The sequence below is a fragment of the Massilia psychrophila genome (genome assembly GCF_002760665.1).
Lineage (GTDB): Bacteria > Pseudomonadota > Gammaproteobacteria > Burkholderiales > Burkholderiaceae_D > JAFCUW01.
Genome location: NZ_PDOB01000003.1, coordinates 1 through 25,029, shown reverse-complemented (window position 1 = coordinate 25,029; position 25,029 = coordinate 1). Strand labels below are relative to the sequence as shown.

23 protein-coding genes and 2 pseudogenes are annotated in these 25,029 nt (G+C 62.2%); 5 read left to right on the top strand and 20 right to left on the bottom strand.

Going from position 1 to position 25,029, the window contains the following annotated elements; all coding sequences use genetic code 11:
- Nucleotides 1-165 precede the first annotated feature (165 nt).
- A complete protein-coding gene (locus CR103_RS03055; RefSeq protein WP_099914712.1) occupies nt 166-1,500 on the top strand; it encodes a tetratricopeptide repeat protein in 1,335 nt (444 codons plus the stop codon).
- Nucleotides 1,501-1,802: 302 nt separating this feature from the next.
- On the opposite strand, the gene CR103_RS03050 is transcribed toward CR103_RS03055, so the two are convergent.
- From CR103_RS03050 to rpsP, 10 genes are all read right to left on the bottom strand, one after another.
- Nucleotides 1,803-2,588 carry an SDR family oxidoreductase gene (locus CR103_RS03050; protein WP_099914711.1) on the bottom strand — a complete coding sequence of 262 codons (786 nt, stop codon included), beginning with the start codon at nt 2,586-2,588 and terminating at the stop codon, nt 1,803-1,805.
- 122 nt (nt 2,589-2,710) lie between these two features.
- Nucleotides 2,711-5,470 carry a M16 family metallopeptidase gene (locus CR103_RS03045; RefSeq protein ID WP_099914542.1) on the bottom strand — a complete coding sequence of 920 codons (2,760 nt, stop codon included), beginning with the start codon at nt 5,468-5,470 and terminating at the stop codon, nt 2,711-2,713.
- Nucleotides 5,471-5,606: 136 nt separating this feature from the next.
- Nucleotides 5,607-6,056, bottom strand: coding sequence for a CBS domain-containing protein (locus tag CR103_RS03040; protein ID WP_099914541.1), 450 nt, complete (start codon nt 6,054-6,056; stop codon nt 5,607-5,609).
- A 129-nt stretch (nt 6,057-6,185) separates the two neighbouring features.
- Nucleotides 6,186-6,521 (bottom strand): DUF3579 domain-containing protein, encoded by a 336-nt coding sequence (locus tag CR103_RS03035; RefSeq protein WP_099914540.1) that lies wholly within the window; start codon nt 6,519-6,521, stop codon nt 6,186-6,188.
- A gap of 130 nt (nt 6,522-6,651) precedes the next feature.
- Complete coding sequence (locus tag CR103_RS03030; protein WP_099914539.1) at nt 6,652-7,614, bottom strand: CobD/CbiB family protein; 963 nt, start codon at nt 7,612-7,614, stop codon at nt 6,652-6,654.
- A 135-nt stretch (nt 7,615-7,749) separates the two neighbouring features.
- On the bottom strand, nt 7,750-8,418 hold the full coding sequence (locus tag CR103_RS03025; protein ID WP_099914538.1) for a CoA pyrophosphatase: 669 nt from the start codon (nt 8,416-8,418) through the stop codon (nt 7,750-7,752).
- A 91-nt stretch (nt 8,419-8,509) separates the two neighbouring features.
- A complete protein-coding gene (gene rplS / locus CR103_RS03020) occupies nt 8,510-8,896 on the bottom strand; it encodes a 50S ribosomal protein L19 (protein WP_099791882.1) in 387 nt (128 codons plus the stop codon).
- Between the two features lie 102 nt (nt 8,897-8,998).
- On the bottom strand, nt 8,999-9,745 hold the full coding sequence (gene trmD, locus CR103_RS03015; RefSeq protein WP_099914537.1) for a tRNA (guanosine(37)-N1)-methyltransferase TrmD: 747 nt from the start codon (nt 9,743-9,745) through the stop codon (nt 8,999-9,001).
- A gap of 38 nt (nt 9,746-9,783) precedes the next feature.
- Nucleotides 9,784-10,308: a ribosome maturation factor RimM gene (rimM, locus tag CR103_RS03010; RefSeq protein ID WP_180279254.1), complete on the bottom strand. Its 525-nt coding sequence runs from the start codon at nt 10,306-10,308 to the stop codon at nt 9,784-9,786.
- A gap of 40 nt (nt 10,309-10,348) precedes the next feature.
- Nucleotides 10,349-10,600 carry a 30S ribosomal protein S16 gene (rpsP, locus tag CR103_RS03005; protein ID WP_099791876.1) on the bottom strand — a complete coding sequence of 84 codons (252 nt, stop codon included), beginning with the start codon at nt 10,598-10,600 and terminating at the stop codon, nt 10,349-10,351.
- A 217-nt stretch (nt 10,601-10,817) separates the two neighbouring features.
- Between rpsP and CR103_RS03000 the strand changes: the two genes are divergently transcribed.
- Complete coding sequence (locus tag CR103_RS03000) at nt 10,818-11,243, top strand: TM2 domain-containing protein (protein ID WP_099914535.1); 426 nt, start codon at nt 10,818-10,820, stop codon at nt 11,241-11,243.
- 46 nt (nt 11,244-11,289) lie between these two features.
- On the opposite strand, the gene CR103_RS02995 is transcribed toward CR103_RS03000, so the two are convergent.
- The 7 genes from CR103_RS02995 to ugpQ all read right to left on the bottom strand — a co-directional run bounded on the left by CR103_RS02995 (nt 11,290) and on the right by ugpQ (nt 21,260).
- Nucleotides 11,290-13,266: a hypothetical protein gene (locus CR103_RS02995; RefSeq protein WP_143752506.1), complete on the bottom strand. Its 1,977-nt coding sequence runs from the start codon at nt 13,264-13,266 to the stop codon at nt 11,290-11,292.
- Between the two features lie 250 nt (nt 13,267-13,516).
- Entirely contained in the window at nt 13,517-15,307 is a 1,791-nt protein-coding gene (locus CR103_RS02990; RefSeq protein WP_099914533.1) for an acyl-CoA dehydrogenase, read from the bottom strand.
- Nucleotides 15,308-15,461: 154 nt separating this feature from the next.
- Nucleotides 15,462-16,394, bottom strand: coding sequence for an electron transfer flavoprotein subunit alpha/FixB family protein (locus CR103_RS02985; RefSeq protein WP_099914532.1), 933 nt, complete (start codon nt 16,392-16,394; stop codon nt 15,462-15,464).
- Between the two features lie 52 nt (nt 16,395-16,446).
- Nucleotides 16,447-17,196: an electron transfer flavoprotein subunit beta/FixA family protein gene (locus tag CR103_RS02980; protein WP_099914531.1), complete on the bottom strand. Its 750-nt coding sequence runs from the start codon at nt 17,194-17,196 to the stop codon at nt 16,447-16,449.
- A gap of 213 nt (nt 17,197-17,409) precedes the next feature.
- The gene (locus tag CR103_RS02975; protein ID WP_099914710.1) at nt 17,410-17,637 is read right to left on the bottom strand and encodes a sulfurtransferase TusA family protein; all 228 of its coding nucleotides are present in this window, start codon (nt 17,635-17,637) and stop codon (nt 17,410-17,412) included.
- 177 nt (nt 17,638-17,814) lie between these two features.
- Nucleotides 17,815-20,427, bottom strand: coding sequence for an alanine--tRNA ligase (gene alaS / locus CR103_RS02970; protein ID WP_099914530.1), 2,613 nt, complete (start codon nt 20,425-20,427; stop codon nt 17,815-17,817).
- A 68-nt stretch (nt 20,428-20,495) separates the two neighbouring features.
- Nucleotides 20,496-21,260: a glycerophosphodiester phosphodiesterase gene (gene ugpQ, locus CR103_RS02965; protein ID WP_099914709.1), complete on the bottom strand. Its 765-nt coding sequence runs from the start codon at nt 21,258-21,260 to the stop codon at nt 20,496-20,498.
- 155 nt (nt 21,261-21,415) lie between these two features.
- On the opposite strand from ugpQ, the gene CR103_RS02960 reads away from it, so the two are divergent.
- Together CR103_RS02960 and CR103_RS02955 are read left to right on the top strand one after the other, a co-directional pair.
- Complete coding sequence (locus CR103_RS02960) at nt 21,416-21,739, top strand: hypothetical protein (RefSeq protein WP_099914529.1); 324 nt, start codon at nt 21,416-21,418, stop codon at nt 21,737-21,739.
- A gap of 154 nt (nt 21,740-21,893) precedes the next feature.
- Nucleotides 21,894-22,190, top strand: a pseudogene (locus CR103_RS02955) (IS4 family transposase); the annotation flags it as partial.
- On the opposite strand, the gene CR103_RS02950 reads toward CR103_RS02955, so the two are convergent.
- Both CR103_RS02950 and CR103_RS02945 read right to left on the bottom strand, forming a co-directional pair.
- Nucleotides 22,161-23,210 carry an ice-binding family protein gene (locus CR103_RS02950; RefSeq protein WP_099914528.1) on the bottom strand — a complete coding sequence of 350 codons (1,050 nt, stop codon included), beginning with the start codon at nt 23,208-23,210 and terminating at the stop codon, nt 22,161-22,163. The pseudogene CR103_RS02955 and the gene CR103_RS02950 overlap by 30 nt on opposite strands.
- Nucleotides 23,211-23,592: 382 nt before the next feature.
- A pseudogene (locus CR103_RS02945) lies at nt 23,593-23,876 on the bottom strand (IS1595 family transposase); the annotation flags it as partial.
- A gap of 32 nt (nt 23,877-23,908) precedes the next feature.
- Between CR103_RS02945 and CR103_RS22990 the strand changes: the two are divergent.
- Nucleotides 23,909-24,100 carry a hypothetical protein gene (locus tag CR103_RS22990; RefSeq protein WP_143752504.1) on the top strand — a complete coding sequence of 64 codons (192 nt, stop codon included), beginning with the start codon at nt 23,909-23,911 and terminating at the stop codon, nt 24,098-24,100.
- Between the two features lie 476 nt (nt 24,101-24,576).
- On the opposite strand, the gene CR103_RS02940 is transcribed toward CR103_RS22990, so the two are convergent.
- Nucleotides 24,577-24,768 (bottom strand): hypothetical protein, encoded by a 192-nt coding sequence (locus CR103_RS02940; protein WP_099914526.1) that lies wholly within the window; start codon nt 24,766-24,768, stop codon nt 24,577-24,579.
- Nucleotides 24,769-25,029 lie beyond the last annotated feature (261 nt).

The following is a 25,029-nucleotide window of genomic DNA, read 5'->3' as shown; positions in this document are numbered from 1 at the left end:
CGAATAGGAATCGTTGCGCACAATTACAGAGTAGATCTGGACAACTTTATGGGACAATATGCGCGCGCCTGACCTGGCTCGATCGAAGCGCCAAGTGCACGCATCGAGCCTCTCGCGCTGTTACCAGACTCAGCTCATTTATTGTCATTGATCGAAGGGTTTTCCATGTCCCATATCCGCCTCGCCCGCATCAGCCTGATGTTGGCCGCAATCGGCCTGAACGCAGTGCCCGTCCTGATGACCGGCGCCCACGCACAGAAGGCAGCCGCACCGGCTGCCGCCGTGGCCCCACCTGCCGATACCGTCCGCCCCGAGCTGTTCAAACTGCTCGATCCGGCAGCAGTCAAGCTGTTGATGGCGGAAAAAAAGTACGCTGACGTCCAGGCCCGCCTGACCCAGGCCGATGCCTTTCCGGCGAAAACCCCGTACGAAATCTATGTGATCGACCGTATGAAGGTCGCGCTCGGCGTAGGGTCCGGCAACGACGCGATGGCGATGGCCGCCCTCGATGCGGTCATCAACACCGGCCGCCTGCAGGGCCAGGAACAAAGCGATTTCATCCTGGCGCTGGGCAACCTTCACTACAACGCCAAGGACTACCCGAAAGCGATCGAGTGGTTCAAGCGCTACCAGAAAGACAGCGCGACGCCGCAAAAAGCGCGCGGCTCGATGATCCGTGCGTACTACCTGGGCGGTGACTACGCCACCGCCAAAACGGAACTGAGCGCCGAGATCGCCGACAACGAAAAAGCCGGCAAGGCACCGTCGCTGGAAGAGTTGCGCCTGCTCGCCAGTTCGGCCTCCAAGTTGAAGGACACCGCGACTTACATCGCGTCGATGGAAAAACTGGTGGCGCTGTACCCGACGGACGAATACTGGAGCGACCTGCTGCACCGCATGCAGAGCAAACCCGGCTACAACCGGTCGCGTGACCTCGACGTGCTGCGGCTGCAAGCGGTGACGCTGAAGGCAATGGCGCCGGAAGAGTATGCCGAAATGGCCGAACTGGACCTGGCCGCCGGCTTTCCGACCGAAGCGAAAAAAGTCCTCGACGCCGGCTTTGCCAACGGCGTGCTGGGCGCCGGTTCGAACGCGGCCAAACACAAGCAATTGCGCGACAAGGCTGCCAAGGGCGCGGCCGACGACGCCAAGAACATCGCCAGCGGTGAAGCGGGCGCTGCCAAGGCAAAGGATGGCGCCGGCCTGGTCAACCTGGGCTACGCCTACGTCACGATGGACCAGTTCGACAAGGGCATCCCGTTGATGGAACAGGGCATTGCCAAAGGCATCGCCAAGAAAGGCGACGATTACAAGCTGCGCCTGGGCATGGCCTACGCCATGGCCGGCCGCAAGGCCGAAGCGGTCAAGACGCTCGAATCGGTCAAGGGCGACGACGGCCTCGCCGATCTGGCCCGGTATTGGATCATGTGGACCAATCGGTCGGCAGTGCCTGCGGCTGCCGCTATTCCTGTAGCTGCTGCGGCCCCGGTCGCCAAGTAAGCCGGCGCCACCGCACGCGCGCTTGCCCAGGCGGGTACGGACTTCGGTCCGGCCCGCCTTTTTTCATGCGCCGCACTTCCGTCCCCAAGGTTAACCGGTGTACATAACAACCGTGACATTTCTCCGGTAATCAATATCCTTCCGAGGAAGGCTCACTATCACGACGTGATGGAGCGCGATCTTGATTTCCAGGAAGCGGTGCGCAACGACGCGCTCGGCGAATCGCGGGCGCGGCGATTGCCGACACCGAATCGCCAGCTGCGCCCGCCCCGGCCGAAGTAAAAAAGTAAAAAACCCGGCGTTTAGATTGCCGTCAGCCCGCCGTCGACCATCAGCTGGTGGCCGGTGACGAACGCGGCCTGGCTCGAACACAGCCACAGCGCCGCGTTGGCGACGTCGGCCGCTTCGCCGAAACGCCCGATCGGATGCAGGTTGCGCAGTTTCTTTTCGCGCGTTGGGTCGCGTTCGAGCGCGCGCGCGAGCATCGGCGTATTGATCACGCCGGGGCACACGCTGTTGACACGAATCCCGGCGCGGCCATATTCGGCCGCCGCGGTCTTGGTCATGCCGACCATGGCGTGCTTACTGGCCGCGTAGATCGCCTGCGTCGGCGCGCCTACCAGCCCGGCCACCGACGCCGTATTGACAATCGCCCCGCCGCCCTGCTTGAGCATCTGGCGGATTTCGTACTTCATGCACAGCCAGGTGCCCTTGACGTTGACGTTCATGATGCGGTCGAACAGCGCCTCGTCGGCGTCGGCCAGCAGCAAGTGCTCTTCTTCGATGCCGGCATTGTTGAAGGCGCAGTCGAGACGGCCGAAATACGACACCGTTTTGTCGATCAGCGCTTCGACGTCAGGCGCGCGCGTCACATTCGTCTGCACGAACAGCGCCTTGCCGCCGGCTTCGACAATCATCGCCGCCGTCGCATGGCCGCCATCGACCGACAAATCCGCCACCACCACGTTGGCGCCGGCGCGTCCGAAAGCGATCGCCGTGGCGCGGCCGATACCGCCCGCCGCACCCGTCACCAACACCACTTTGCCTTCGAAATACCCATCCTGCTGCTGCTTGTTCTTGCCGACCATTGCGTATCCCATTATTGAACAGAGGCAGTTTTAACTGCCCTAGAGCAACATGATACCCGATGTGGGCAGAGGATCGAACAATGGATCATGCGGAAAGCCGGTTTTTAATGATGGGAATAGCATTATTTTGGCGCCACTGTTGCCTTTTGCTGGTCTCCGGCCATCACCACGCTCAGTTTCGACGGGTCGATCGCCTTGCGAAAGGCGGCGTTCAGCTGCGCCAGGGTGACTGCGGCCAGCCGCTGTTCGAACTGGCGGCTCCAGTCGAACGTCTTGCCGCGGTACAGGTAGCTGGTCCAGCCGGCTGCCAGCACCGCGTCTTCCGCCCGGTTCTGCATGCGCTGCTGCAGGACGCCCGACTTGGCGCCGGCCAGTTCCGCTTGCGTGAAGCCGCGTTGCGCCGCGCGCGCCAGTTCTTCGCGCACCGCGGCATCGAGTTTGCGCAGATTTTGCGGCGCCGCGATGGCGCTGATGGCGAACATGCCGGCGCGGTCGAGCTCGCCCGGCGCCAGCTGCGAGCCGCCGCCGTACGACAAGCCATCCTTCTGGCGGATGCGGTCCATCAGGCGCGACTTCAGGCCGCCTTCGCCGAACACGTAATTGGCCAGCATCAGGGCCGGATAATCGGCGTCTTCGATGTTCAGGTCGAGGTTCATGCGCGCCGTATAAAAGCCGTTCTCCTTGTCGGGCGTGTCGAGCGTCTTGCGCACTGGCGCAATGTCTTCGTGCCGGCGCAGCAGCGGCGCCACGTGCGCCTGGGCCTTCCAGCTGCCGAACAGCTGGTCGACCAGCGGCGCGATGGCGGCGGCGTCGAAGTCGCCCACGATCGCCAGTTCCGCTGGCGCGGCGCCGTAGAACTGTTGATGAAATTCTTTTACTTGCTCGAGCGTGGCCGCGCGCGTGTCGGCGATGTCCTCGTCGATGGTGGTCTCGGCGCGCGGGTCGCCACGCGGATATAGATTAAATTGCTCGGCCAACGCGCGCGATGCCACCGCCTGCGGTTCGCTGCGACTCGACTCGATGCCGACCAGCGCCTGCTGGCGCAACTGCTCGAATTCGGCCGCCGGAAAAGCCGGCTCCTTGAGCACGTGCGCAACCAGCTCAAGCGCCTCGGCCAGGTTGGCGCGGGTGGTCTCGAAACGATGCGGGCCGCCCGAGATGCGCAGTTTGTCGAAGGCGTCGGCCAGCGCGATGCGGCTGTATTTTGTCGAGCCGCGCATCAGCATTGCGGCCGTGAGTGCCGGTACGGCGCCCTTGCCGAACAGGTTTTTTTCGTCGCCGAAGTGCTGCACGAACGCCACCGAGACCGCCTCGCCGCGGTTCTTCTTCGGCAGCAGCGCCAGCTTGATCCCACCCACCGTCAGCAGCCTGCTGCGCTTCATGATGTTGTCCTGGCTCGGCTCGAAGTTTTCCGACACCAGCGAGGCGGCGCGCGGCTTGAAGTTTTTCAGCAGGCTCTCCACACTTGGCGCTTGCGGGATGTCGGCGCGTTGCGGCGCGTCTTCGGGCTGGAAAAAGCCGGTCACCCGATTATCGCGCCGCAGATAGCGCGCCGACACCTTCGCCACGTCGTCGACGCTGATGGTGGCGAGCCGCTCGCGCCCGATAAAATACAGCCGCCAGTCGCCCAGCGCGATCGCTTCCGACAGCGCGACGCCGACCCGCTGCGGATCGTTCAGGCTCTTGTCGATCTCGTTGCCGATGTTGCGGCGTACCCGCTCCATTTCCTCTTGTGTCGGCGGATGGCGCGCGAAGTCCTCGACCGCCGCCGTCATCGCCGCCCGCACCGGCTCGATCGGCTGGCCCTTCTTGACCACCGCGCCGAACAGCTGCATGCCGGGCGCGTAGCCGGTCTGGCCGAAGCCGAACACCTCGCTCGCCATGCCGCTGTCGATCAACAGCTTGTGCAGGCGCGCGGCCGGACCGTTGCCGAGGATGTCGGAGGTAAACGCCAGCACGTCGCTGTCGTCGTGCAGCGCCGACGACACCTTGTAGCCGAGCGCGACGATCTGCACGTCGCCCTGGCGCCGCACGTAAAAATCGCGCTCGCCGTCCTGGGTCGGCTCGACCGTCCAGAACTTCGGCAGCACGCGCGTCGGCTTCGGGATGGCGCCGAACGTGCGGGCGATGACACCGAGGGTTTTGGCCGGATCGAATTTGCCGGCCACCAGCAGCACTGCGTTGTCCGGCTGGTACCAGGTGCGGTAGAACGCCTGCAGGTTGCCGATGCCGACGTTCTCGATGTCGCTGCGGTTGCCGATGGTCGAGCGGCCGTAGCTGTGCCAGTCGTAGGCGACGCTTTCCATGCGCTTGAACAGCACCGAACTGGGCGAATTTTCGCCGCTCTCGTACTCGTTGCGCACGACCGTCATCTCCGAATCGAGGTCCTTCCTGGCGATGAAGGAATTGACCATGCGGTCCGCTTCCATCTGCAGCGCCCAGTCCAGGTTGGACAGGCCGGATGTCGGCGCGTCGGCTTGGAACACCTCGTAATAATTGGTGCGGTCGAGCGAGGTGGTACCGTTGAACTGCATGCCGCGCTCGGCGAACTGTTGGGTGATCGCGCGGTTGCGCGAGGAACCCTTGAACATCAGGTGTTCGAGCAGGTGGGCCATGCCGGTCTCGCCATAGTTCTCGTGGCGCGAGCCGACCAGATAGGTGACGTTGACGGTGACGGTCGGCTTCGAAGCGTCGGGGAACAGCAGCACCTTCAAGCCGTTGGGCAAACGGTATTCGGTAATGCCCTCGACTTGCGGCCCCTGGACAACGCCCTTGGGCAGGGTCAGCGCGGCGGCGGCGCCGCAGCAAAGAAAAGCGAAGAGCGCAATGGCGCCGGCGAAAAAGCGCGGACGGGCGCGCCGCTTGCAGCTGTTCTGGTTCATGCGGTCTCGCGGAAAAAAGTAGCGGGTGAAGTTGCGCGCGGCCGCAGGCGTAAGGCGAGCGTGGCCGTGCGCTGGTGATCGATAGTAGCAGAGCGGGCGCCGCTACAGGGCGGGCGTTTTGCCCCCCGTGACTTGCTCAGTGGCGCGCGCGCTTCTCGTGCGATTGCTGGTGCGGGCCGATGCGCGCCAGTTCGCCCATTTCTTCGGCCAGAAATTCGAGCAGATCGTCGACGCTGACGATGCCGGTCAGCCCGCCCGCCGCATTGACCACGGGAACGCGCCGGATCGCGCGCTGGCGCATGCGTTCGATGGTTTCATAAACGTCGTCGGCTTCGCTGCAGGTGAGCAAGTCGTCGCTCATGACGTCGCCCACCAGCAGGCTGGCCGGGTCGAGTCCGAGGGCAATGACCGAGACGACAATGTCGCGGTCGGTGAGAATGCCAACCGGCACCCGTTCGCCGTCGGGCTGGTCGACGACGACCAGGTCGCCGACGTGGTTCCTGCGCATCAGCAAGGCGGCGCCCTGGATGGTTTCATCGCGCTCGCAAAAGATTGTCTCGGTGGTGCAGATTTGCCCTACATGCATAACGTTCTCCCGGCGGCGCCAGCCGCTTTGCCGTGCGCCCCGACAAGGTACGCACTCAAAGAATAACGCTAACTCGCCGATTCCGCCGCAGGCTTGATTTTGCGCAAAACGCGGCCCGCGCGGCTGGGCTTACGGCGTCGGATCGGGCAGGATGCAAGCCTGGATCACCTGCAGGTCGTTGTCCTTGGCGAAGTCGACCACGAAGTGATAAGCCAGCGGTTCGAAGTTTTTCAGCGCGCTGTCGACCACGACTGCCTTGGTGCCGTTCAGCACGGTCGGGCGGACATATGGCGAGTACCCCAGGTGCGCATTGCGCCCGCCCGTGCCTTCCGGCCGGAAGCACGCCATCACACCGCACAGGCGGTCGGCCCAGTCGCTGGGGCGAAACTGCCTGCCATCGCTGGTGACGCCAAGAATGAAGAACTCGTCGGCAACTTCTTTCTTGATTTGCGGTGACTCGACCATTGGGCGGCTTGCTCGGACAAGAATGCTGCGTGGATGGACCCGAGAAGGACTGGGGACGCTGACGCAGTATTATATCTTATAGAAGACTTGAAATCAGAACCATGGGCGGCGCGACCGATACCAATTCAAATTACCCCAACCAGACCGCGCCGGACAACAACAACAGTAGCATCATCCACAGCAGCAAGGCGCGCCATACCAGCCCAACGGTGCTTTGCAGCGCCCGCAAGTTCGGTTCTTCGCCAGGCAACACCTCCGCTTCAGGGTCAAGCGAATCGACGGTCGCCGCGTCTGGCGGCAGCACCAGGCCGGACGCATTTTCGTAGGGTGTGCCAAGGCGTACTCCCATCGCGCCGCCGCCGGCGGTCAGGATGATGCCCTTGGCCGGGTCGGACCAGCGGTATGCGAAGTTGCGCCACGCATAGATCGCATCCTCGAAATTGCCGACAACGGCGAACGCGACAGCCGTAAGGCGCACCGGCAGCCAGTCGATCCAGTAGAACGCCTTTGCGGCGAACTGGCCAAAGGCCTCGCCGCGCATGTGGTCCGGCTCGTTCCAGGCGCGCGCCAGGTATTCGGCGACACGGTACATCACCGCGCAGGCCGGCCCGAGCGGCATCAGGAACCAGAAAAACACGCCGAACACGTTGCGGTGGGTGGTGACGAGCGACTTTTCGACCGCCAGCCGGGCGATCTCGGTAGCTTCCATACCGACCGTGTCGATCCTGATCCACTCGGCCAGCAAGCTGCGCGCGGTCGGCTCGTCGCCAGCGCCCAGCGCCATCTGAATCGACGTGAAGTAGTGGCTGTAGTGGCGAAAGCCCAAGGTCAGGTAGACGATCAGCACGTTCCAGGCGAAGGCGGCAAACACCAGGCCGAAGTGCAGCAGTACCCAGTAGACCAGTGCGGTCGGCACCATCAGCGCCGCCATCATCAGGATCCAGCCGAGGCGGCCATGGCTGGCGTCGCCCGCGTTGAACCAGCTTTCGATCCGCTTTGCGAAACTTTTGATCTCGGCATAAATCATGTTGTCCGCGCGCAAGGGCTTCAGCTGCTCGATAAGCAACGCGCACAGAATGGAGAGAAAAGTCATCGAAATCCTTTTTGAAGTAAAGCCATACTGTTCAGCCGCGCTGTTCAGCCCCGCTACGATAGCGCAGAGCAGTTGCGGAATCAAACATATTGCAGTTTTCCCCGCCTGGCGCTGCCCGCTCACCGCGCCCGGTTTTCAGACGCGCAGGAAATGGAACAGGTTGCGCAGCATGCCGGCGGTAGCGCCCCAGATGAAATAGCGCCCGTAGGGCATGGCGTAAAAGCTGCGCCGCCCGCCAGCCGGCAAGTCGATCGACAGCCGCTGGTGGTGGGCACCATTCATCAGGTGCGCCAGCGGCACCTCGAAAATCTCGGCGACTTCACCCGGGTCGGCCACCAGCTCGAACGGCGGCATCAAGAGGCCGACCACCGGCGTGATGTGATAGCCGGTGCCGGTCAGGTAGTCGGGCAGCTGGCCAATGATCTCGACGTGGTGCCGCTCCAGGCCGATCTCTTCGCGCGCCTCGCGCAGCGCAGTGTCGACCGGCGACAGGTCGACCTGCTCGGCGCGCCCGCCAGGGAAGCTGATCTGGCCGGCATGGTGGTTGAGGTGGTCGGTGCGGCGGGTCAACAGCATCGTCAGGCCGTCGGGCCGCGCCACCAGCGGGATCAGCACCGAGGCGGCAATCATTACCGGGCGCCGTCCGACCGACTCGTCGAGCGCTTCAGGTTGCCAGGCCGGGGGAGCGGCGAAATGCCCGCGCAGCCAGCCGGCGGTCAGGCGGGCCGCCTCGACCGGCGCTTCGCCGCCGACCGACTCTATCGGCAACTGCTCGGGATCGAATGAGAGTTTCGGCAAATGCATTTCCTCGGGCAAAAACGAAAAAGGCACCCGGAGGATGCCTTTTTCCAGGCATCCGCCAGGGATGCCTACGTTCGCAACGCAGACGCCATTATTACTTGGCGGCGGCCGGAGTTGCAACGCGACGTTGTGGCAACTTCTCTTTGATACGTGCGGATTTACCCGAACGCTCACGCAGATAGTACAGCTTGGCGCGGCGAACATCACCACGACGCTTGACTTCGATCGATGCGATCAGCGGGGAGTACAGCTGGAACGTACGCTCAACGCCTTCGCCGGACGAGATCTTGCGAACGATGAAGTTCGAGTTCAGGCCACGGTTGCGACGGGAGATCACCACGCCTTCGTACGCCTGGGCACGCTTGCGGGTGCCTTCGACGACGTTGACATTGACGATGACGGTATCGCCTGGTGCGAAGTCAGGAATAGTCTTGCCCAGACGGGCAATTTCTTCCTGCTCAAGAATTTGAATCAGGTTCATTTTTATGACTCCAATGACCATCGTGCTGGCGCTGCATTCGCCCAGTAGAGGATGGGGTTAAAACAGACGGGCAACATGCCCGCCAGGTGCTACGACAGGTTTTTACAAACCCGCCAAAAACTTTTCATCGATCTTCGTCAGCATGCCGGCAGTCCTGGCTTTGACGAGCAAATCGGGCCGCTTGCGCGCCGTTGCCTCGAGCATGCGCTGGCGTCGCCATTTGACGATCTCGGCGTGATTACCGCCCATCAACACGGCCGGCACGTTGATACCTTCGTACATTTCGGGCCGGGTGTAATGCGGCGAATCGAGCAGGCCGTTGACGAAACTGTCTTCGATTACCGACGCCTCGTCGCCCAGCACGCCCGGCAACTGCCGCACCACCGCATCCATCAGCGCCATTGCCGGCAGTTCACCGCCGGACAGCACGAAGTCGCCAAGGCTGATTTCTTCGTCGACGACCCGGTCGAGCAGGCGCTGGTCGACCGCTTCGTAGCGTCCGCACAACACCACAAGTCCCGGCTCGTCCTTCAGTTGCATCACCCGCTCGTGGCTCAACGCCCTGCCCTGCGGCGACATGAACACCACCCGCGGCGCGGCCAGCCCGAGGGCGACCTGGCGCTCCTTGGCAGCGCCAATCGCCGCTTCCAACGGCTTGGCCAGCATCACCATGCCGGGACCGCCGCCGTAAGGGCGGTCGTCCACGGTGCGGTGATTGTCGGTCGTGAAATCACGCGGATTCCACAGCGACAAGCCCCAGCGCCCCTGTTCGAAGGCGCGGCGGGTGACGCCCGATTGCGTCAACGCGGCAAACATTTCGGGAAACAAGCTCACGACGTCAAATTGCATCGCGTGCTTTCTGATGTTTTCGCTTTATCGCTGGCGCCTTAATAATCCAGGCCCCAGTCGACGGTAATTTTTTTTGCTGCCAAGTCGACCGTCTTGACGAACTGATCGACATACGGGATCAGCCGTTGTTCCGCTTTCGCGTCCGCATCGGCCACCGGCGTAATGCGCAAAATCGATTGCACGCCGTTGTCCATCATGTCAGTGACTTGCCCGAGGGCTTCACCCTGCAGATTGACGACGTCGAGTCCGATCAGATCGGACCAGTAAAATTCATCTGCGGCCAGTTCCGGGAACTGGCTGCGCGGGATCGACACTGCGGCGCCCTTGAGCGCCTCCGAAGCATCCCGCCCCACCACGCCGACCAATTGCGCCACGACGTCGCCGCCGTGCAGTTTGGTCGTGCGTACTGTCACTGCGCGCAAACCTGGCTTGTCGAGCCACCAGGTTTTCACGTTCAGCAGCGCATCAGCGTCGCTTGAAAACGGTGTAACCCGGATCGAGCCGGTGACTCCATAAGCGCCGGACACATACCCGACTTGCGTCAGGTCGCCAGGGATTTGCACCCCGGATGCTGCTGTATCGGTCAAACCTGGAACCGACGTATTACGCTGCTACTGCTGGCTGCGAAGCGACCAGGCGTGCAACGGTTGGCGACAATTGTGCGCCAACGCCTTGCCAGTAGGCCAAGCGATCAGCGGTGATGCGCAGGCCGACTTCGCCGCCTGCAGCCATCGGATTGTAGAAACCGATGCGCTCGATGAAGCGGCCATCGCGGCGATTGCGCGAGTCCGTTGCAACGATGTTGAAGAACGGGCGCTTCTTGGCGCCTCCACGAGCTAAACGAATAACGACCATAGTTTAAATCCAAAAAGTTATGCTGGGCGGAAAAAGCCGACAATTATAGCGCGCAATGCCGCGCAGCAGCAAGAGACAATGACAACAGGGCGCGCAATTCGGACCGAAGTCGAACATTATCGCCGATTTTCGACGTCCAGGGCAAAGCGAATTGAAGTGCGCAGCATCGGCTTTTCATCGATACTCCTGCTTTCACAATAATTGATTGCCCAACTTTATGTCTTTCGCACCCACGACCCACAAGAACAAGACCGTCGCCACCTTCCTCGCCATGGTACTGGGCTGGGCCGGCGCCCACCGCGTGCTGTTGCGCGGCAGCCGCGACAAGTGGGCCTTGCTGCACTTCGCCAGCGTACCGGCGTCGGCGCTGGTGCTGTTCCTGGCGCCCCATGCAAACATCTTCTACCAGTTGCTGCCGATGATCGTGTCGCAACTTGCCGGCCTGCTCGAAGGGCTGGTGATCGGCCTGATGCCGGACGAGAAATTCGACGCCCGCTACAACGCCGGTTCGAGCCGCCAGTCCGCGTCGAACTGGCCGCTGGCCGTGATCCTGGTAAGCATGATGCTGTTTGGCACAATCATGCTGATCGCCACCATCTCGCGCCTGTTCGACCTGCTCTACACCGGCGGCGCCTACGGCTGATCAGGCCGCACATCAGGCCGCAAACGCGCGCCGGTACCGGCGAGAATTACCTTCGATCGCGCAGTTTCAAGTCGTCGCGGCCGGGCCGCGGCGCGCTGGCCGATCCGGCCCTCAGGATTGACGGCTGGACCGGCCTGGCACTTGCTCCCACGCTTGGGGCGAGCACCAGGTTGGCGTCCCAGCTCGCGCCCACTTTCATCAGGATCGGCGCCGGCAGGCTGTCGACGGCCGCCAGGTCGATCCATGGCGCGATGCGGGCAAGCACCAGCTTGATGCGCGGTTTGATCGCCGCTTCGGCGATGCGTCCGCGCTGGCCCCAGCCAACGATCACCTGGGGCGCCGTCATGCCCTCGGTGTACACGTTAGTGAACGCAATGTCGTATTGCACGCCGTGCCGATAGCTCATCATGAACTCTTCGAACAGCATCGCCAGGTCCTCGCGCGAACTCGAGTAGGCATAGTCGTCCGAGGCGACGTCGGCGCCGAAGAAGCCGCCGACATCAAACGCGGTGTAGGCTTTTTGCGCCTCCGTGACCACCGCTCCCTGGAACAATACCTGGCCGAGTGCCTTCATCTCGACCGACTGCAGCGGATACTGCGTCGTCAGCGCGTCCGATGCCAGCGCGCCCGAGTCAATGCGGCCAGCGACGTTGTCGTAAATCGGCAGCGCCGGGTTGAGCGTGCGCTGGGTGGCCGGGAAGAAGTCGCTCGCATGGGCCAGCTCGTGATACAGCAGGCGGCCGATTTCCAGCACCAGTTCTTCCGTACTGCGGCTGATGCGGTCGGTCGATGGGAAGCTGCGGCGCGCGTAGTCGTTGTTCTTGACCTGGCGGCCAAAGGCGCTGTAATTGAGACCGTCGGCAAACGCCAGCCGGTAATCAGGCACTTCGGTTACCACGTCGCGCTGGTCGGGCGTGAGCCAGAGATTGTTGGCGTCGAGGTAGATGGCGCCGGTGCCATAGGTGTAGTAGCTTGGCCGCACATGCGAGCCGAGCACGATGGCCGTGACGCCGGCCAGCAGGCGGCGGAAGTCGCCGTGCGTATCCTGGGTCAGCAGGAACTGCTCGAAATTGGCACCCAGGAAGTCGTGCGACACCAGCACCCGCCCCATGATCTGGGCCACGCTCGGGACCGCGCCCGGGCCTGCTTCGGCTTGCAGCAGCGGCAACGTGCCGACACTGCAGACATTGTTCTTCGCCGACGTTTCGTAGTACAGGCCGATGTCGTAGACACAGCGCGCCAGCGCGCCGGTGTAGACGCCGGCCGAGCGGTAGGGATGGACCCGCTGGGTCGAATCGAACAGGTAATAGTTTGGCTTGGCCGGCTGGGCCTCGACGCCGACCGACACCTCGTCCTGGTCCTGGCGCCCGCTGCCGGTGGTCATCACGGCGCGGAACCTGAGTACGGTGTCGACCGTTGTTGTCGGCGTCTTGAACATCAACAGCTTGTTGTTGGCCGTGTCCATCGTGACGATCGGACCGGACACCTGGGTCCAGACGATGTCGCGCACGGTGTCGCCGCCAATCAGCATCGGCCAGGCGCGCACCGACGTGTTGGTTTCCGGCCGCACCGAATGGTCGGCGCGCAGCGTGACGTAACTGCCGGCCGGCGCCGCCGACACGGCGATGTCGGCCGTGGCGCTGGCGGCGCTGCCGTCGGCCAGGCGGACGTCGGCGCGCAACCGCACGGTGCCGGCGACGCCAGGCTCGAACGCGACAGTCTGGCTGCGCGCGGCGAGCAGGTTGACGACCGGGCCGCTGACCTGGGTCCAGGTCACGTCGGCCAGGGTGCCGCTGCACGCCAGCGCCGTCGCGCCGGCGGTCTTGCCGGCCTCGATGCTGGCGTCGGCGTCGATCCGCACGCTGCAGTTGGTGGGGGCCGGCGTGGGTGCAGGCGTGGTTGCCGGTATCGATGCCGGGGAGGCACCGCCAGAGCCGCCGCCGCATGACGCCAGCAGCATGGCCAGCAGCGTTGTGGCCAGGAGCGCGCCCGGCAAACGCCATGTCGATTGTGCGAAATTCAAGATAGAGTCCAATGTAGATTGACTATGCGGCATCTGCGCAATTTACCGTGGCGCCAGTTGGCATAACGGTTCGCCCACGATACAGCAAATGCGGTCCGAAAAATTATCCGAAAGTAACGGGACCGGAGAAATATTTTGACAACATTTACCCCCTCGAGACGATCCATGACGCTTTCAGCACGCATCGGCGGATCGAAAAAAAGCAGCCGCGGGGCTGCTTTTTTGCTCGTTTTGCTGACTTCGCAAACGATCAGAACTGGTCTTCCGTCAGCGCCAGCACGCCCGCGCTGCCCTCCACGATCGCGCAGCGCAAGCCGCTTGCCTGCGACAGGATATGGTCGGCGAAGAAGCGCGCGGTGGCGATCTTGGCCCGGTAAAAGGCGGCCTCGCCCTCGCCAGCATCGAGCTTGCGCTGGGCGGCCAGGGCGGCGCGCGCCATCTGCCAGCCGCCCAGCACGATACCGGCCAGCCGCAGGTAAGTTACGCTGCCGGCGAACACGGCCAAGATGTCCGACCTCATGTTCGCTACCATGTAGTCGACCACCGCTTCCAGCGCGGCGCTGCCGTCGGCCAGCCGGAGCCGGATCGCCGCGAAGTCGGCGCCATCAATGTCGGCCAGCTGCGCTTCGGTGGCGCGCACCTGCGCGATGATGCCTTTGGCGACAGCGCCGCCGTCGCGCACCGTCTTGCGCCCCACCAGGTCATTGGCCTGGATCGCCGTGGTGCCCTCGTAGATGGTGAGGATCTTGGCGTCGCGGTAGTGTTGGGCGGCGCCGGTTTCCTCAATAAAACCCATGCCGCCGTGGACCTGCACACCGTCGCGCGTGACGTCCTGCGACATCTCGGTCGACCAGCCCTTGATGACCGGCACCAGGTATTCGTACACCGCCAGATTGGCCGCCCGCATGTCCGCATCCGGGTGGTGGTGGGCCAGGTCGCTGATGCCGGCGCCGACATACGCCAGCGCGCGCGCCGCCTCGACGTGGGCGCGCATCGACATCAGCATGCGGCGCACGTCCGGATGGTGGATGATCGATACCGGCCCGCTGGAGCCGGCCAGGTCGCGCGACTGCACGCGGTCCTTGGCGAACGCCACCGCCTGCTGGTAGGCACGGTCGGCAAGACCAATGCCCTGCAAGCCGACGCCGAAGCGGGCCGCATTCATCATGATGAACATGTATTCGAGGCCGCGGTTTTCTTCGCCCACCAACGTGCCGATGGCGCCGCCATGGTCGCCGAACTGCAGCACCGCGGTGGGGCTGGCCTTGATGCCCAGCTTGTGCTCGATCGAAACGCAATGGGCGTCGTTGCGCTCGCCCGGGGAGCCGTCCGCATTGACCAGGAACTTGGGCACGATGAACAGCGAGATCCCCTTCACCCCCGGCGGCGCGTCGGGCGTGCGCGCCAGCACCAGGTGGATGATGTTCTCGGCCATGTCGTGCTCGCCGTAGGTGATGTAGATCTTGGTGCCGAACACCTTGTAGGTGCCGTCGCCCTGCGGCACCGCGCGCGTGCGCACCGCTGCCAGGTCGGAGCCGGCCTGCGGCTCGGTCAGGTTCATGGTGCCGGTCCATTTGCCGGAGATGAGCGGCTCGAGATAGGTGCCCTTCTGCGCATCGCTGCCCGCCGTCAGCAGCGCCTCGATGGCGCCGTCGGTCAGCAGCGCCACCAGTGCGAACGAGATCGACGCCGCATTGAGCATCTCGATGCATGGCGTGGCCACCAGCTTGGGCAGGCCCTGCCCGCCGAATTCGGATGGATGCTGCACGCCCTGCCAGCCGGCGTCACCGAAGCTTTTAAAGGCTTCGCGAAAGCCCTTGGCGGTAGTGACCTGGCCGTCGTGCCAGAAGCTCGGTGCCTTGTCGCTGGCGTGGTTCAGCGGCGCGATGACGTTGCCGCAAAATTTCGCGTTCTCTTCCAATACCGCCTCGACCGTGTCGGCGGTGGCGTCTTCGCAGCCCGGCAACTGGTTGATGGCGGACAGTCCGGCCAGTTCGTTCATCACGAACTGCATGTCTTGAAGGGGGGCTTTGTAGGTCACCTGGGTCTCCTGATATTTTCGTGAGCACACCCGAAGCTAACCGGCCAATAGCGCCGCTAGCTCGTCGTTCCCGCGCATGCGCGAACCCGATTTCGCCGGGCATCTGCAAAATGGGGTCCCCGCGTTCGCGAGGACGACGTCACACTATGTCCGGTCAGCCGAGCTGCTTGACCAGATCCGGCACCACGTCGAACAAGTCGCCGACGATGCCGTAATCGGCCACGGCAAAGATCGGCGCTTCCGGATCCTTGTTGATGGCGACGATGGTCTTCGAGTCCTTCATGCCGGCCAGGTGCTGGATCGCGCCGGAAATGCCGACGGCGATGTACAGCGCTGGCGCCACGATCTTGCCGGTCTGGCCGACCTGCCAGTCGTTAGGCACGTAGCCGGCGTCGACCGCGGCGCGCGAGGCGCCCATGGCCGCGCCGAGCTTGTCGGCCAGCGGCTCGAGCAGTTTAAAATTGTCGCCGGAGCCCATGCCGCGGCCACCCGAGACGATGATCTTGGCAGCGGTCAGTTCAGGGCGATCCGACTTGGCCAGCTCGCGCCCGATAAAGGTAGAGGTGCCCGCATCGGCGACGGCGGCAACGGTTTCAACCGCGGCCGTACCGCCGCCGGCAGGCGCAGCGTCGAAGCCGGTGCCGCGCACGGTGATGACTTTAATCTTGTCGCTCGACTGCACGGTGGCGATGGCGTTGCCGGCGTAGATCGGGCGCTCGAAGGTATCGGGCGAATCGACCTTGGTGATTTCGGAGATCTGCGCGACGTCGAGCTTGGCGGCCACGCGCGGCAGGATGTTTTTGCCATAGGCGGTCGCCGGCGCCAGGATGTGGGAGTAGCTGGCCGACAGTGCCAGCACTTGCGCGGCGACGTTTTCGGCCAGGCCGTCGGCGAAGTGCGGTGCGTCGGCGACCAGCACTTTCGTGACGCCAGCGATGGCGGCGGCTTGCTCGGCGGCGGCGCCGCAGTTGCTGCCGGCAACCAGCAGGTGCACTTCGCCGCCGCACTGGAGTGCCGCGGTGACGGTGTGGTGGGTGCTTCCCTTCAGGGATGCGTTGTCGTGTTCGGCGATGACTAAAGCGGCCATGATGTTTCCTATTCTTGTGTGGGACGGACAGGCGTGGGCGGCGAGCGCGCTATCAGATGACTTTGGCTTCGGTGCGCAGCTTGGCCACCAAGGTCGCCGCGTCGGGTACCTTGATGCCGGCCGAGCGCTTGGCCGGCTCGACGACCTTGAGCGTTTTCAGGCGCGGCGTCACGTCCACGCCCAGCTCTTCCGGTTTCAACACGTCGAGCTGCTTCTTCTTCGCCTTCATGATGTTCGGCAGCGTGACGTAGCGCGGCTCGTTCAGGCGCAGGTCGGTGGTGACGATCGCCGGCAGCGTGAGCGCCAGCGTTTCCGAACCGCCGTCGACTTCGCGGGTCACCGTGACGGTGCCGCCTTCGAGCACCACTTTCGAGGCGAACGTCGCTTGCGGCCAACCCAGCAAGGCTGCCAGCATCTGGCCGGTCTGATTGGAGTCGTCATCGATTGCCTGCTTGCCGAGGATGATCAGCTGCGGCTGTTCCTTGTCGGCCACCGCCTTGAGCAGCTTGGCCACGGCCAGCGGCTCGAGGTCGGTGCTGGTTTCAACCAGGATCGCGCGATCGGCGCCGATCGCCATGCCGGTACGCAGCGTTTCCTGCGCCTGCGCCACGCCGCACGAGACGGCGATCACTTCAGTAACTTTGCCGGCTTCTTTCAGGCGCATCGCTTCTTCCAGCGCGATCTCGTCGAACGGATTCATCGACATTTTGACATTGGCGGTTTCGACGCCAGTGCCGTCGGACTTGACGCGAACCTTGACGTTGTAGTCGATGACGCGCTTGACGGGGACCAGGACTTTCATGGGGGGCCTTTGAAAATAAATATGATGAATGACTGTGGGCTAGATTATATGAGAAAAACACGATCAAGTCGAAATTAAAGCACGATCGTGCGATTTTTAGTAGAAGGGAACGTCTAAATACGGCGATCCTCGCGAAAGCGAGGCTGCCGCACAAAAACAACAACCATACAGGGACCAACGCCCTCATCGAGGGCGTTGGCGATCATGCATCGGTTATTTGCGGCGCATCAGGAATGTGAACTCGAGGCCGTTCTGCGTGTGCGACAGCAAGGCATTGCCGGTCTGCTTGGCAAACGCCTGGAAGTCGCGTACCGAGCCCGAATCGGTGGCGAGGATGCGCAGGACTTCGCCTGTCTCCATCTCGGCCAAGGCCTTTTTCGCCTTCAGGATCGGCAACGGGCAATTGAGGCCGCGTGCATCGAGTTCTTTCTGGTATTCCATGTCGCTAATGAAAGTGATGTCGCTCATCGCATGGTGTACTGGGGTAGTGGCGGTGTTCATACTTCCCATACTACTCCAATTGGCGAATTATGACGCAGCGCACCAAAATAAACTTGGGCCGTTGCGAAATCGCAACGACCGTAAGCAATATACGATCATAATAACCGGTCTACAACATCAGCCGGTGCGCTGTCCCACCCACGCCACCACGCCGGCCAGCGCTTGCGCCAGCCCGCTCGGATCAGTGCCGCCGGCCTGCGCCATGTCGGGACGTCCGCCGCCCTTGCCGCCAACCTGCTGGGCCACAAAATTGACCAGTTCGCCAGCCTTGACCCTGGCGGTGGCGTCCGCCGTGACGCCGGCGATCAGACTGACCTTGCCATCGGCCACGCTAGCGAGCACGATGGCGGCCGTCTTCAGCTTGTCCTTGAGCTTGTCCATCGTCTCGCGCAGGCGCGCCACGTCGGCGCCTTCGAGCGTTGCCGCCAGCACCATGATGCCGTTGACGTCGATCGCCCGGGTCACCAGTTCGTCGCCCTGCCCCGAGGCCAGCTTCGATTTGAGCGCCGCCAGTTCCTTCTCCAGCGACCTGACCTGGTCCTGCACCTGACCGATGCGGGTGGTCAGCTCTTCCGGATTGGTCTTGAGCGCGCCGGCCGCTTCCTGCAGCCGGCGGCCCAGCGACTGCACCATTGCCAGCGCGCCTTCGCCCGTTACCGCTTCCAGGCGGCGGATACCGGCCGCCACGCCGGCCTCGCTGATGATCTTGAACAAACCGATGTCGCCGGTGCGCTCGACGTGGACGCCGCCGCACAGCTCCTTCGACGAGCCGATGTCGAGCACCCGCACTTCGTCGCCGTATTTTTCGCCGAACAGCGCCATCGCGCCATGCTTGACGGCGTCGTCGAACGACATGTGCTGGGCCAGGGTAGCGTGGTTTTGCAGGATCTCGCGGTTGACGATGACTTCCACCTTGGCGATCTGCTCGGCCGTCAATGGCGCGTTGTGGCTGAAGTCGAAACGGGTCTTGTCCGGATCGACCAGCGAACCTTTTTGCGCCACGTGGCTGCCCAAGACTTCGCGCAGCGCCTTGTGCATCAGGTGCGTGGCCGAGTGGTTGCGGATGGTGCGCCCGCGCTTGTCTTCGTCGACGATGGCATCGACCTTGTCGCCGACCTTCAGCACGCCGGCCACCAGCTCGCCGTGGTGACCGAACACGTCGGCCTGGACCTTGAGGGTGTCGTCGACTTCGAACGAACCGTCGCCGCCTTTGAGCAAGCCCTGGTCGCCGACCTGGCCGCCCGATTCAGCGTAGAACGGCGTAGTGTCGAGCACCACGATGCCGGCCTGGCCGGCTTTTAATTGCTCGACCTTCGCGCCGCCGCAGTACAAGGCGATGATGGTGGCGTTGTGAACCAGCGAGTCGTAGCCGATGAATGTGGTCTTGGCGCCCGAATACTCGACGCCGGCGGCCATCTTGAACTTGCCGGCCGCGCGCGCCGTCTTCTTCTGCTGCTCCATCGCCGCCGTGAAGCCGGCTTGGTCCAACGTCACGCCGCGTTCGCGGCAGATGTCAGCGGTCAGGTCGAGCGGAAAACCGTAGGTGTCGTACAAAGTGAAGGCGGTGGCGCCATCCAGATTCTTGCTGTCTTTGGCCAGCTGCGCCTCGAGGATCTTCATGCCGTTTTCCAGCGTCTCGCCGAAGCGCTCTTCTTCCTGCCTGAGCGTTTGGGCGACGCGCTGTTTGGCCTCGGCCAGCTCCGGATAGGCGGCGCCCATCTCGTCGTTGAGGTCTTCGACCAGCTTGTAGAAAAACGGCCGGTTTTGTCCGAGCTTGTGACCGTGGCGCAGCGCGCGGCGGATGATGCGGCGCAGGACGTAACCGTGGCCTTCGGGGCCGGGGATGATGCCGTCGACGATCAAAAACGAGGCGGCGCGGATATGGTCGGCGATCACGCGCAGCGACTTGCTCTCCAGGTCGAGGGTGCGGGTTTCGCGCGCGGCGGCGCGGATCAGGTTCTGGAACAGGTCGATTTCGTAATTGCTGTGCACGTGCTGGAGCACGGCGGCCAGGCGCTCCATGCCCATGCCGGTGTCGACGCAAGGCTTGGGCAGCTTGTTCATGTTGCCCGCTTCGTCGCGGTTGAACTGCATGAACACCAGGTTCCAGATTTCGATGAAGCGGTCGCCGTCTTCGTCGGGCGAACCGGGAGGGCCGCCCGGAATGTCGGCGCCGTGGTCGTAGAAAATCTCGGTGCACGGGCCGCAAGGTCCGGTATCGGCCATCTGCCAGAAGTTATCCGATGCGTAGCGCCCACCCTTGTTGTCGCCGATACGGATGATGCGCGCCGCAGGCACGCCAATCTCGTTGGCCCAGATGTCGTACGCCTCGTCGTCCTCGACATACACGGTAACGGTGAGCTTGTCGGCCGGCAGGCCGTAGACCTTGGTCAGCAGCTCCCAGGCGTAGTTGATGGCGTCGCGCTTGAAGTAGTCGCCGAAGCTGAAATTGCCCAGCATTTCGAAGAAGGTGTGGTGACGCGCCGTGTAGCCGACATTTTCCAGGTCGTTATGCTTGCCGCCGGCGCGCACGCAGCGCTGCACCGAAGTGGCGCGCGTATATGGCCGGCTGTCGGTGCCGATGAACACGTCCTTGAACTGCACCATGCCGCTATTGGTCAGCAACATGGTCGGGTCGTTGCCCGGCACAAGCGGGCTGGACCGAACAACCGAGTGTCCCTTCGATTCAAAGAACGTGAGGAATTTGTCGCGAATTTCAGATGATTTCATGTCGTATGGGCGAGGGAAGGCAGCATGCCGGGAAAAAACGATTATAGCGTAGCTAAGTTACGAATGACTTACTTCGCTGCCGCCGCAAAATCCGGCCCGATCAGGTCGATGCGGTCGGTGCAAAAGCCGTCGACGCCCCAGGCCAGGATCTCGCGCGCGCGGATCGGATTGTTGACGGTATAGCAAAACAGGCCGAAGCCGGCCAGCCTGACCTCGCGCGCCAGGGAAGCCGTCAGGTGCTTGTGGTTGACGTGGATCGCCACCGCGCCGAGCTTTTTCACGCGCGGCCGCCAGTTGCGCGGGATCGCATCGAACAGCACGGCGCGCGCGATGTCGGGGGCCGCGTCGCGCGCCGCCGCCAGCGCCGTCTCGCTGAACGACGACAACAGCGGCACCTGCGCCACCTCGCCGGCGCCGATCTCGAAGGTGAACAGCGCGCGCGTGGCTTCGGCCACCGCCTTGCCGGTCTCGAGCTCGAACCCCGGCGCCGGCTTGATTTCGATGTTCATCCAGATGCCGTTGGCTTTGCAGAAGGCGGCGAAATCGGCGAACAGCGGCACCGGCTCGCCTTGAAACTGCTTGCCGAACCAGATGCCGGCGTCCATCCCGGCCAGCTCATCGGCGTCGTAGTCGAACACATTGCCGGAACCGGCGACCGTGCGCCCGAGATACGGATCGTGCATCACCACCGGCACGCCGTCGCGTGCCAGCATGACGTCGAATTCGACGGCGCGATAGCCGTGCGCCAAGCCGCACCTGAGCGCCGCCAAGGTGTTTTCGGGAGCGAGCTTGCCGCCGCCGCGGTGCGCCAGCACTTTTTGATAGGGCCACATGCGCATCACGATATCACGGCGGCCGCCGTGCGACGGCCGCCAAAAGGTGGCGACGTCGAGGTAGCCGACCCGCTCGGTGATCTGCGCCGGGCTGAGCTTCCCCGATTCGAGCAGGCGCCTGGCCAGGTTGATGCGCGCGCACGTTCAGCAGCGCCATGCGCGCCACCGCCCTCGCCTCTTTCGGCGTCGCCGCCTGGCCGAACACGTCCATCCCCATGCAGCCATCAAAGGCGGGAACGTTGATTTTCATGGTGGTCACGCGCATCCCCACATCGGACGAGCTTCATTGCAGCGCCTGGCCGCGCGCGACACTCCGTTTCAGAAGCCGTTTTGAGAAAGCAAGCCCCATGCGAATCACCCAACCAAAAAACGCCACCGTCATCGTGTATGTCGGCCAGCACCACATCCTGGTGGACCCCGATGTTGGCGCGCACCGGTCGAACTGTCGGAAAACGCCGATGCGGCGCTGCAGGATGTGACGCACTGCCCGATCACACACTGCCAGAGGGGACAGTCCGACCACCTGGACCGCCTAACTGGCTAGGCGAGGCTTGAACGTGCGGGCGCTGGCGAGCGGCCGTGGCAAGCCACAGCTCTTCTTGAGCGGAACAATCCGCACGGTGGCGTGCATGCATGGGCGCGGCCTGGCGCATGACGTATCTGATGCGCCAGGGATAAACCTGTCCAGACCTGGCGGCGTCGTTATTCTTCGACCCTGACGAAATCCGTGGCGCCCGCTTGCTGACCAAGAAGGAGATGTCCGCCACGCCACTGGCGCTCAATAAGGTCGTGCGAATGATTGCGCAGGTGGGCGGCTTCCTCGGCCGCAAGAGCGACGGCGAACCGGGAGCCAAGACAATCTGGCGTGGGCTTGATCAAGTGTTTGCTGCCGCCGCGACGCTACGGGCACTTCGGGACGGGCTTGGATGACTTATGTATAAAAACACGGCTCCAAGCGTTGTCCTTATTTTTACGCCGACGGGTGACAACGCCCATCATGCCTAAACCAACCAACAACAAAGCATAAGAATTTGGCTCTGGCAGTTCAGGGAGCGAAACTGAATCGGATACTTCGGATACTGGAGAGGCAACTGCGATGCCATTTACAATATGAAGGCCGCCACTCATGCCTTTGAATGAGCCCGCACAATCGCTAGCACTGGTTGCCCCATCGGCACCAACACCGACGTAGCTCAGCGAAAAGGCGTTTCCACATGCAATGGTTGCGCCGGCGCCTTCGACGATATACTCCGAAGAGAGAACGACACCGAGTAACGAGGTATCGGCTCCAAGTGTTGTATAGCCGCCTGTATTCCAGAATACACTGGCGTTTGTGGTGCCGGCTGCAAATTGAACCTCCGTATTTGCCCCCGTAACCAGATAAGTATTAATATTGAAAACCCAATACGGGTTTGCCATACCCTTACCATCAAGTGTAATAATCGTGCCAGCCGCCGTCGTCAGAGCGCTCGAAATGTAGAGACCGGGTGCGAGTAAAATATTGCCACTGATTGTCGCATCAAGAGCACGTCCGTTCTCCATGTTGTTTAACGCGGATTTTGCAGCGTTAAATTGTGTAAGCGCAATCTCTAAGCTCGATATATTTTTACCAACGGCACCGGCATTAGCAAGTTCACCTATGGTTACAGCGCTGACCGCATTGGTGCTTAGGCTTGAAGCTCCAGCGCCGTAGGTAATAGCAGCGCCAGAATAATTATTCAATGTCATGGCGTTGGCGCCGGCCGTTATATAACCAACAGCCCCTACATTACCATTAATGGTGGTGTTCGCACCATAAGTTGCATAACTACCGGCCAAAACCGAAAAACTCGCCAACTCAGTGCCTATCAAAGGTGTTGCTGAGGCGTGCGATGAATAATAAAACGCGGCCAACGAAACTAACAATAATTTTTTAATTTTTATAAAATTTTTAAAAGGATATAAATACATATTATTGGAGCAAAAAAATGGGGAAATTAGGCGCTACGGTGCGTAGCATGATTGCTCTAGTATAGTTAACTACGCTATTTACCGGGGCGGTATCGGAAATGGCTTACGGCGGCTTTCGGATGTCGGGCCACTAATCCGACATGGTTTTTTTACTCTTCACAAAGGCCGGCTCAGTCATCCCAGGGCCACCGCTGCCAGACATTTTAAACCTGATGACGTTCGTCCGTCGGCAGGCTTCAGAATCTTTCTTTTCGAACATGGACTTGCCCGCATGACAGCAACGGCGAGCCATGGCACCATGGCTGCCAAATCGGAGCGCCGACGGAATCGATATTGCGCATCGGCTAAATCGCGAGGACGACCTTGTGTTCATAGACCGGTCGTTCCAGCACGTCGAACCGAGCAGGCCATCGGCGAGCACACAGCTGCCCGGAGCAATTGCACTCTTCGCCCATGGCGCCAGGGCGGCAAAAAAAAGCCGACCACAAACGCGACTTTGCTCTCCACCCCGCGTCCGGCTTTGCCGCCAGTGCGCCCGCCTCCCAAGTAGGCATCGTCGACACGCACGTCGCCCTGTAAAGGCTGGTTTTCCTCGCGCTGGCGCATCATGGCCAGCTTGGCGATGTTGGTCTTGGACTGGGTCATGAGGTAGATCCACAACGATAACGAGTCCCATAACACTTATCAAAAGACCAAAAATGATCCGCGATTCGATGGCGGTGCACAGCATCCGCCAATCCGATCTGACTGCTTTCTTTGCCTATTTAAATGACCGTTTGCGCGACAACGGCGTTAACGGGACACATTTTTTTAACCCATGCGGTGTGCCGAATCGCGCTTTCCGGGGCAAAAGCGAACGGACTTCGAGAGTGGATTTGCTCCGCTCTTGAGTCGAGGGGGCCGGCGTCGAGCCTGGATCGCAGTGAATGCCGGCGGCGCAATCACTGGGCCTTTCGAATCGCGCGCGCCGCCGGGAGCTGCCGCAGCACACCGCGCCTTACTCGGCATGGGCGTGCATCGCGCACTATCGCCAACAAGGACTTGGCTTGAGCCTGGTGCGTGAGGCTATCGACCGGAAGCTGAAAGGGCGTCAACCGTGAGCATAACCGGCTTGAAACGCGAGCTGCTACACACAGGTGGAAACCTGTTAAAATTTTACATGTTAATTGTTGCTGCATTGTATCACTAATTTAATTCAGGAAATTAAATTTCTTTGTGTGATTTTTAGTGGCTTCGTAGACATTGATAGGGACCGGTAGCCAGCCCCGCTATCGCGCAGGCGCTACAATCTTTTAGCGTAATCAGCCCTCCCTCGCTCGTCGTCTTCCGTTCAGTCACCGTTTGACACAAGGCTCAATCGGCGAAATCATTCTTTCGAGGGCGCCTTCGGCAGCGTGGTTGCCAGCTTGCCGGTCAGGTTGGCGACGGTGTTTTTTGCCGCCTCGACCTTGGCCGCGTCCGCGAACACCGCTTCGCCATGCTTGCGCGCCTGGGCCATCGCTTCGATGGTCGCCGCTTCCGCCTTGCTTATCCGCTCATTGGCCGCCTCCAGCCTCAACAGGGCCTTGGTCAGCTCGATGTCGCCGCCCTGCCGCTCGTTTTCAGCAGCCAGGTCAGCCGCTTCCTGCTGCTGCTCGATTCAAGCCGGCGCGTGGCAAGCGCGCGCCGTTACCATCGGAGTTGCAGCGCGTCCGGAATGTGTCAATCACTTTGAGACAATAAAATTGATGAGTTTAGTGTCTAATTCTCTGTATTTCCCCCGCTTTCCGGTGCCGGTTTTGGCATGTTAATGCCGGCCACAGTTGGCAATGCGGGCGGG

What these genes read in the sequence shown, in the direction of transcription:
- CR103_RS02950 (WP_099914528.1), bottom strand. Translation starts at nt 23,210, where the DNA reads ATGTATTTATATCCTTTTAAAAATTTTATAAAAATTAAAAAATTATTG.
- CR103_RS03000 (WP_099914535.1), top strand. Translation starts at nt 10,818, where the DNA reads ATGTCTTTCGCACCCACGACCCACAAGAACAAGACCGTCGCCACCTTC.
- CR103_RS03035 (WP_099914540.1), bottom strand. Translation starts at nt 6,521, where the DNA reads ATGGTCGAGTCACCGCAAATCAAGAAAGAAGTTGCCGACGAGTTCTTC.
- CR103_RS02975 (WP_099914710.1), bottom strand. Translation starts at nt 17,637, where the DNA reads ATGGAATACCAGAAAGAACTCGATGCACGCGGCCTCAATTGCCCGTTG.
- CR103_RS03055 (WP_099914712.1), top strand. Translation starts at nt 166, where the DNA reads ATGTCCCATATCCGCCTCGCCCGCATCAGCCTGATGTTGGCCGCAATC.
- rplS (WP_099791882.1), bottom strand. Translation starts at nt 8,896, where the DNA reads ATGAACCTGATTCAAATTCTTGAGCAGGAAGAAATTGCCCGTCTGGGC.
- alaS (WP_099914530.1), bottom strand. Translation starts at nt 20,427, where the DNA reads ATGAAATCATCTGAAATTCGCGACAAATTCCTCACGTTCTTTGAATCG.
- CR103_RS02960 (WP_099914529.1), top strand. Translation starts at nt 21,416, where the DNA reads ATGCGCGCCACCGCCCTCGCCTCTTTCGGCGTCGCCGCCTGGCCGAAC.
- CR103_RS03045 (WP_099914542.1), bottom strand. Translation starts at nt 5,470, where the DNA reads ATGAACCAGAACAGCTGCAAGCGGCGCGCCCGTCCGCGCTTTTTCGCC.
- CR103_RS03050 (WP_099914711.1), bottom strand. Translation starts at nt 2,588, where the DNA reads ATGGTCGGCAAGAACAAGCAGCAGCAGGATGGGTATTTCGAAGGCAAA.
- CR103_RS02980 (WP_099914531.1), bottom strand. Translation starts at nt 17,196, where the DNA reads ATGAAAGTCCTGGTCCCCGTCAAGCGCGTCATCGACTACAACGTCAAG.
- CR103_RS02985 (WP_099914532.1), bottom strand. Translation starts at nt 16,394, where the DNA reads ATGGCCGCTTTAGTCATCGCCGAACACGACAACGCATCCCTGAAGGGA.
- CR103_RS03025 (WP_099914538.1), bottom strand. Translation starts at nt 8,418, where the DNA reads ATGCATTTGCCGAAACTCTCATTCGATCCCGAGCAGTTGCCGATAGAG.
- CR103_RS03030 (WP_099914539.1), bottom strand. Translation starts at nt 7,614, where the DNA reads ATGACTTTTCTCTCCATTCTGTGCGCGTTGCTTATCGAGCAGCTGAAG.
- CR103_RS03040 (WP_099914541.1), bottom strand. Translation starts at nt 6,056, where the DNA reads ATGCATGTAGGGCAAATCTGCACCACCGAGACAATCTTTTGCGAGCGC.
- rpsP (WP_099791876.1), bottom strand. Translation starts at nt 10,600, where the DNA reads ATGGTCGTTATTCGTTTAGCTCGTGGAGGCGCCAAGAAGCGCCCGTTC.
- CR103_RS22990 (WP_143752504.1), top strand. Translation starts at nt 23,909, where the DNA reads ATGATCCGCGATTCGATGGCGGTGCACAGCATCCGCCAATCCGATCTG.
- trmD (WP_099914537.1), bottom strand. Translation starts at nt 9,745, where the DNA reads ATGCAATTTGACGTCGTGAGCTTGTTTCCCGAAATGTTTGCCGCGTTG.
- ugpQ (WP_099914709.1), bottom strand. Translation starts at nt 21,260, where the DNA reads ATGTGGCCCTATCAAAAAGTGCTGGCGCACCGCGGCGGCGGCAAGCTC.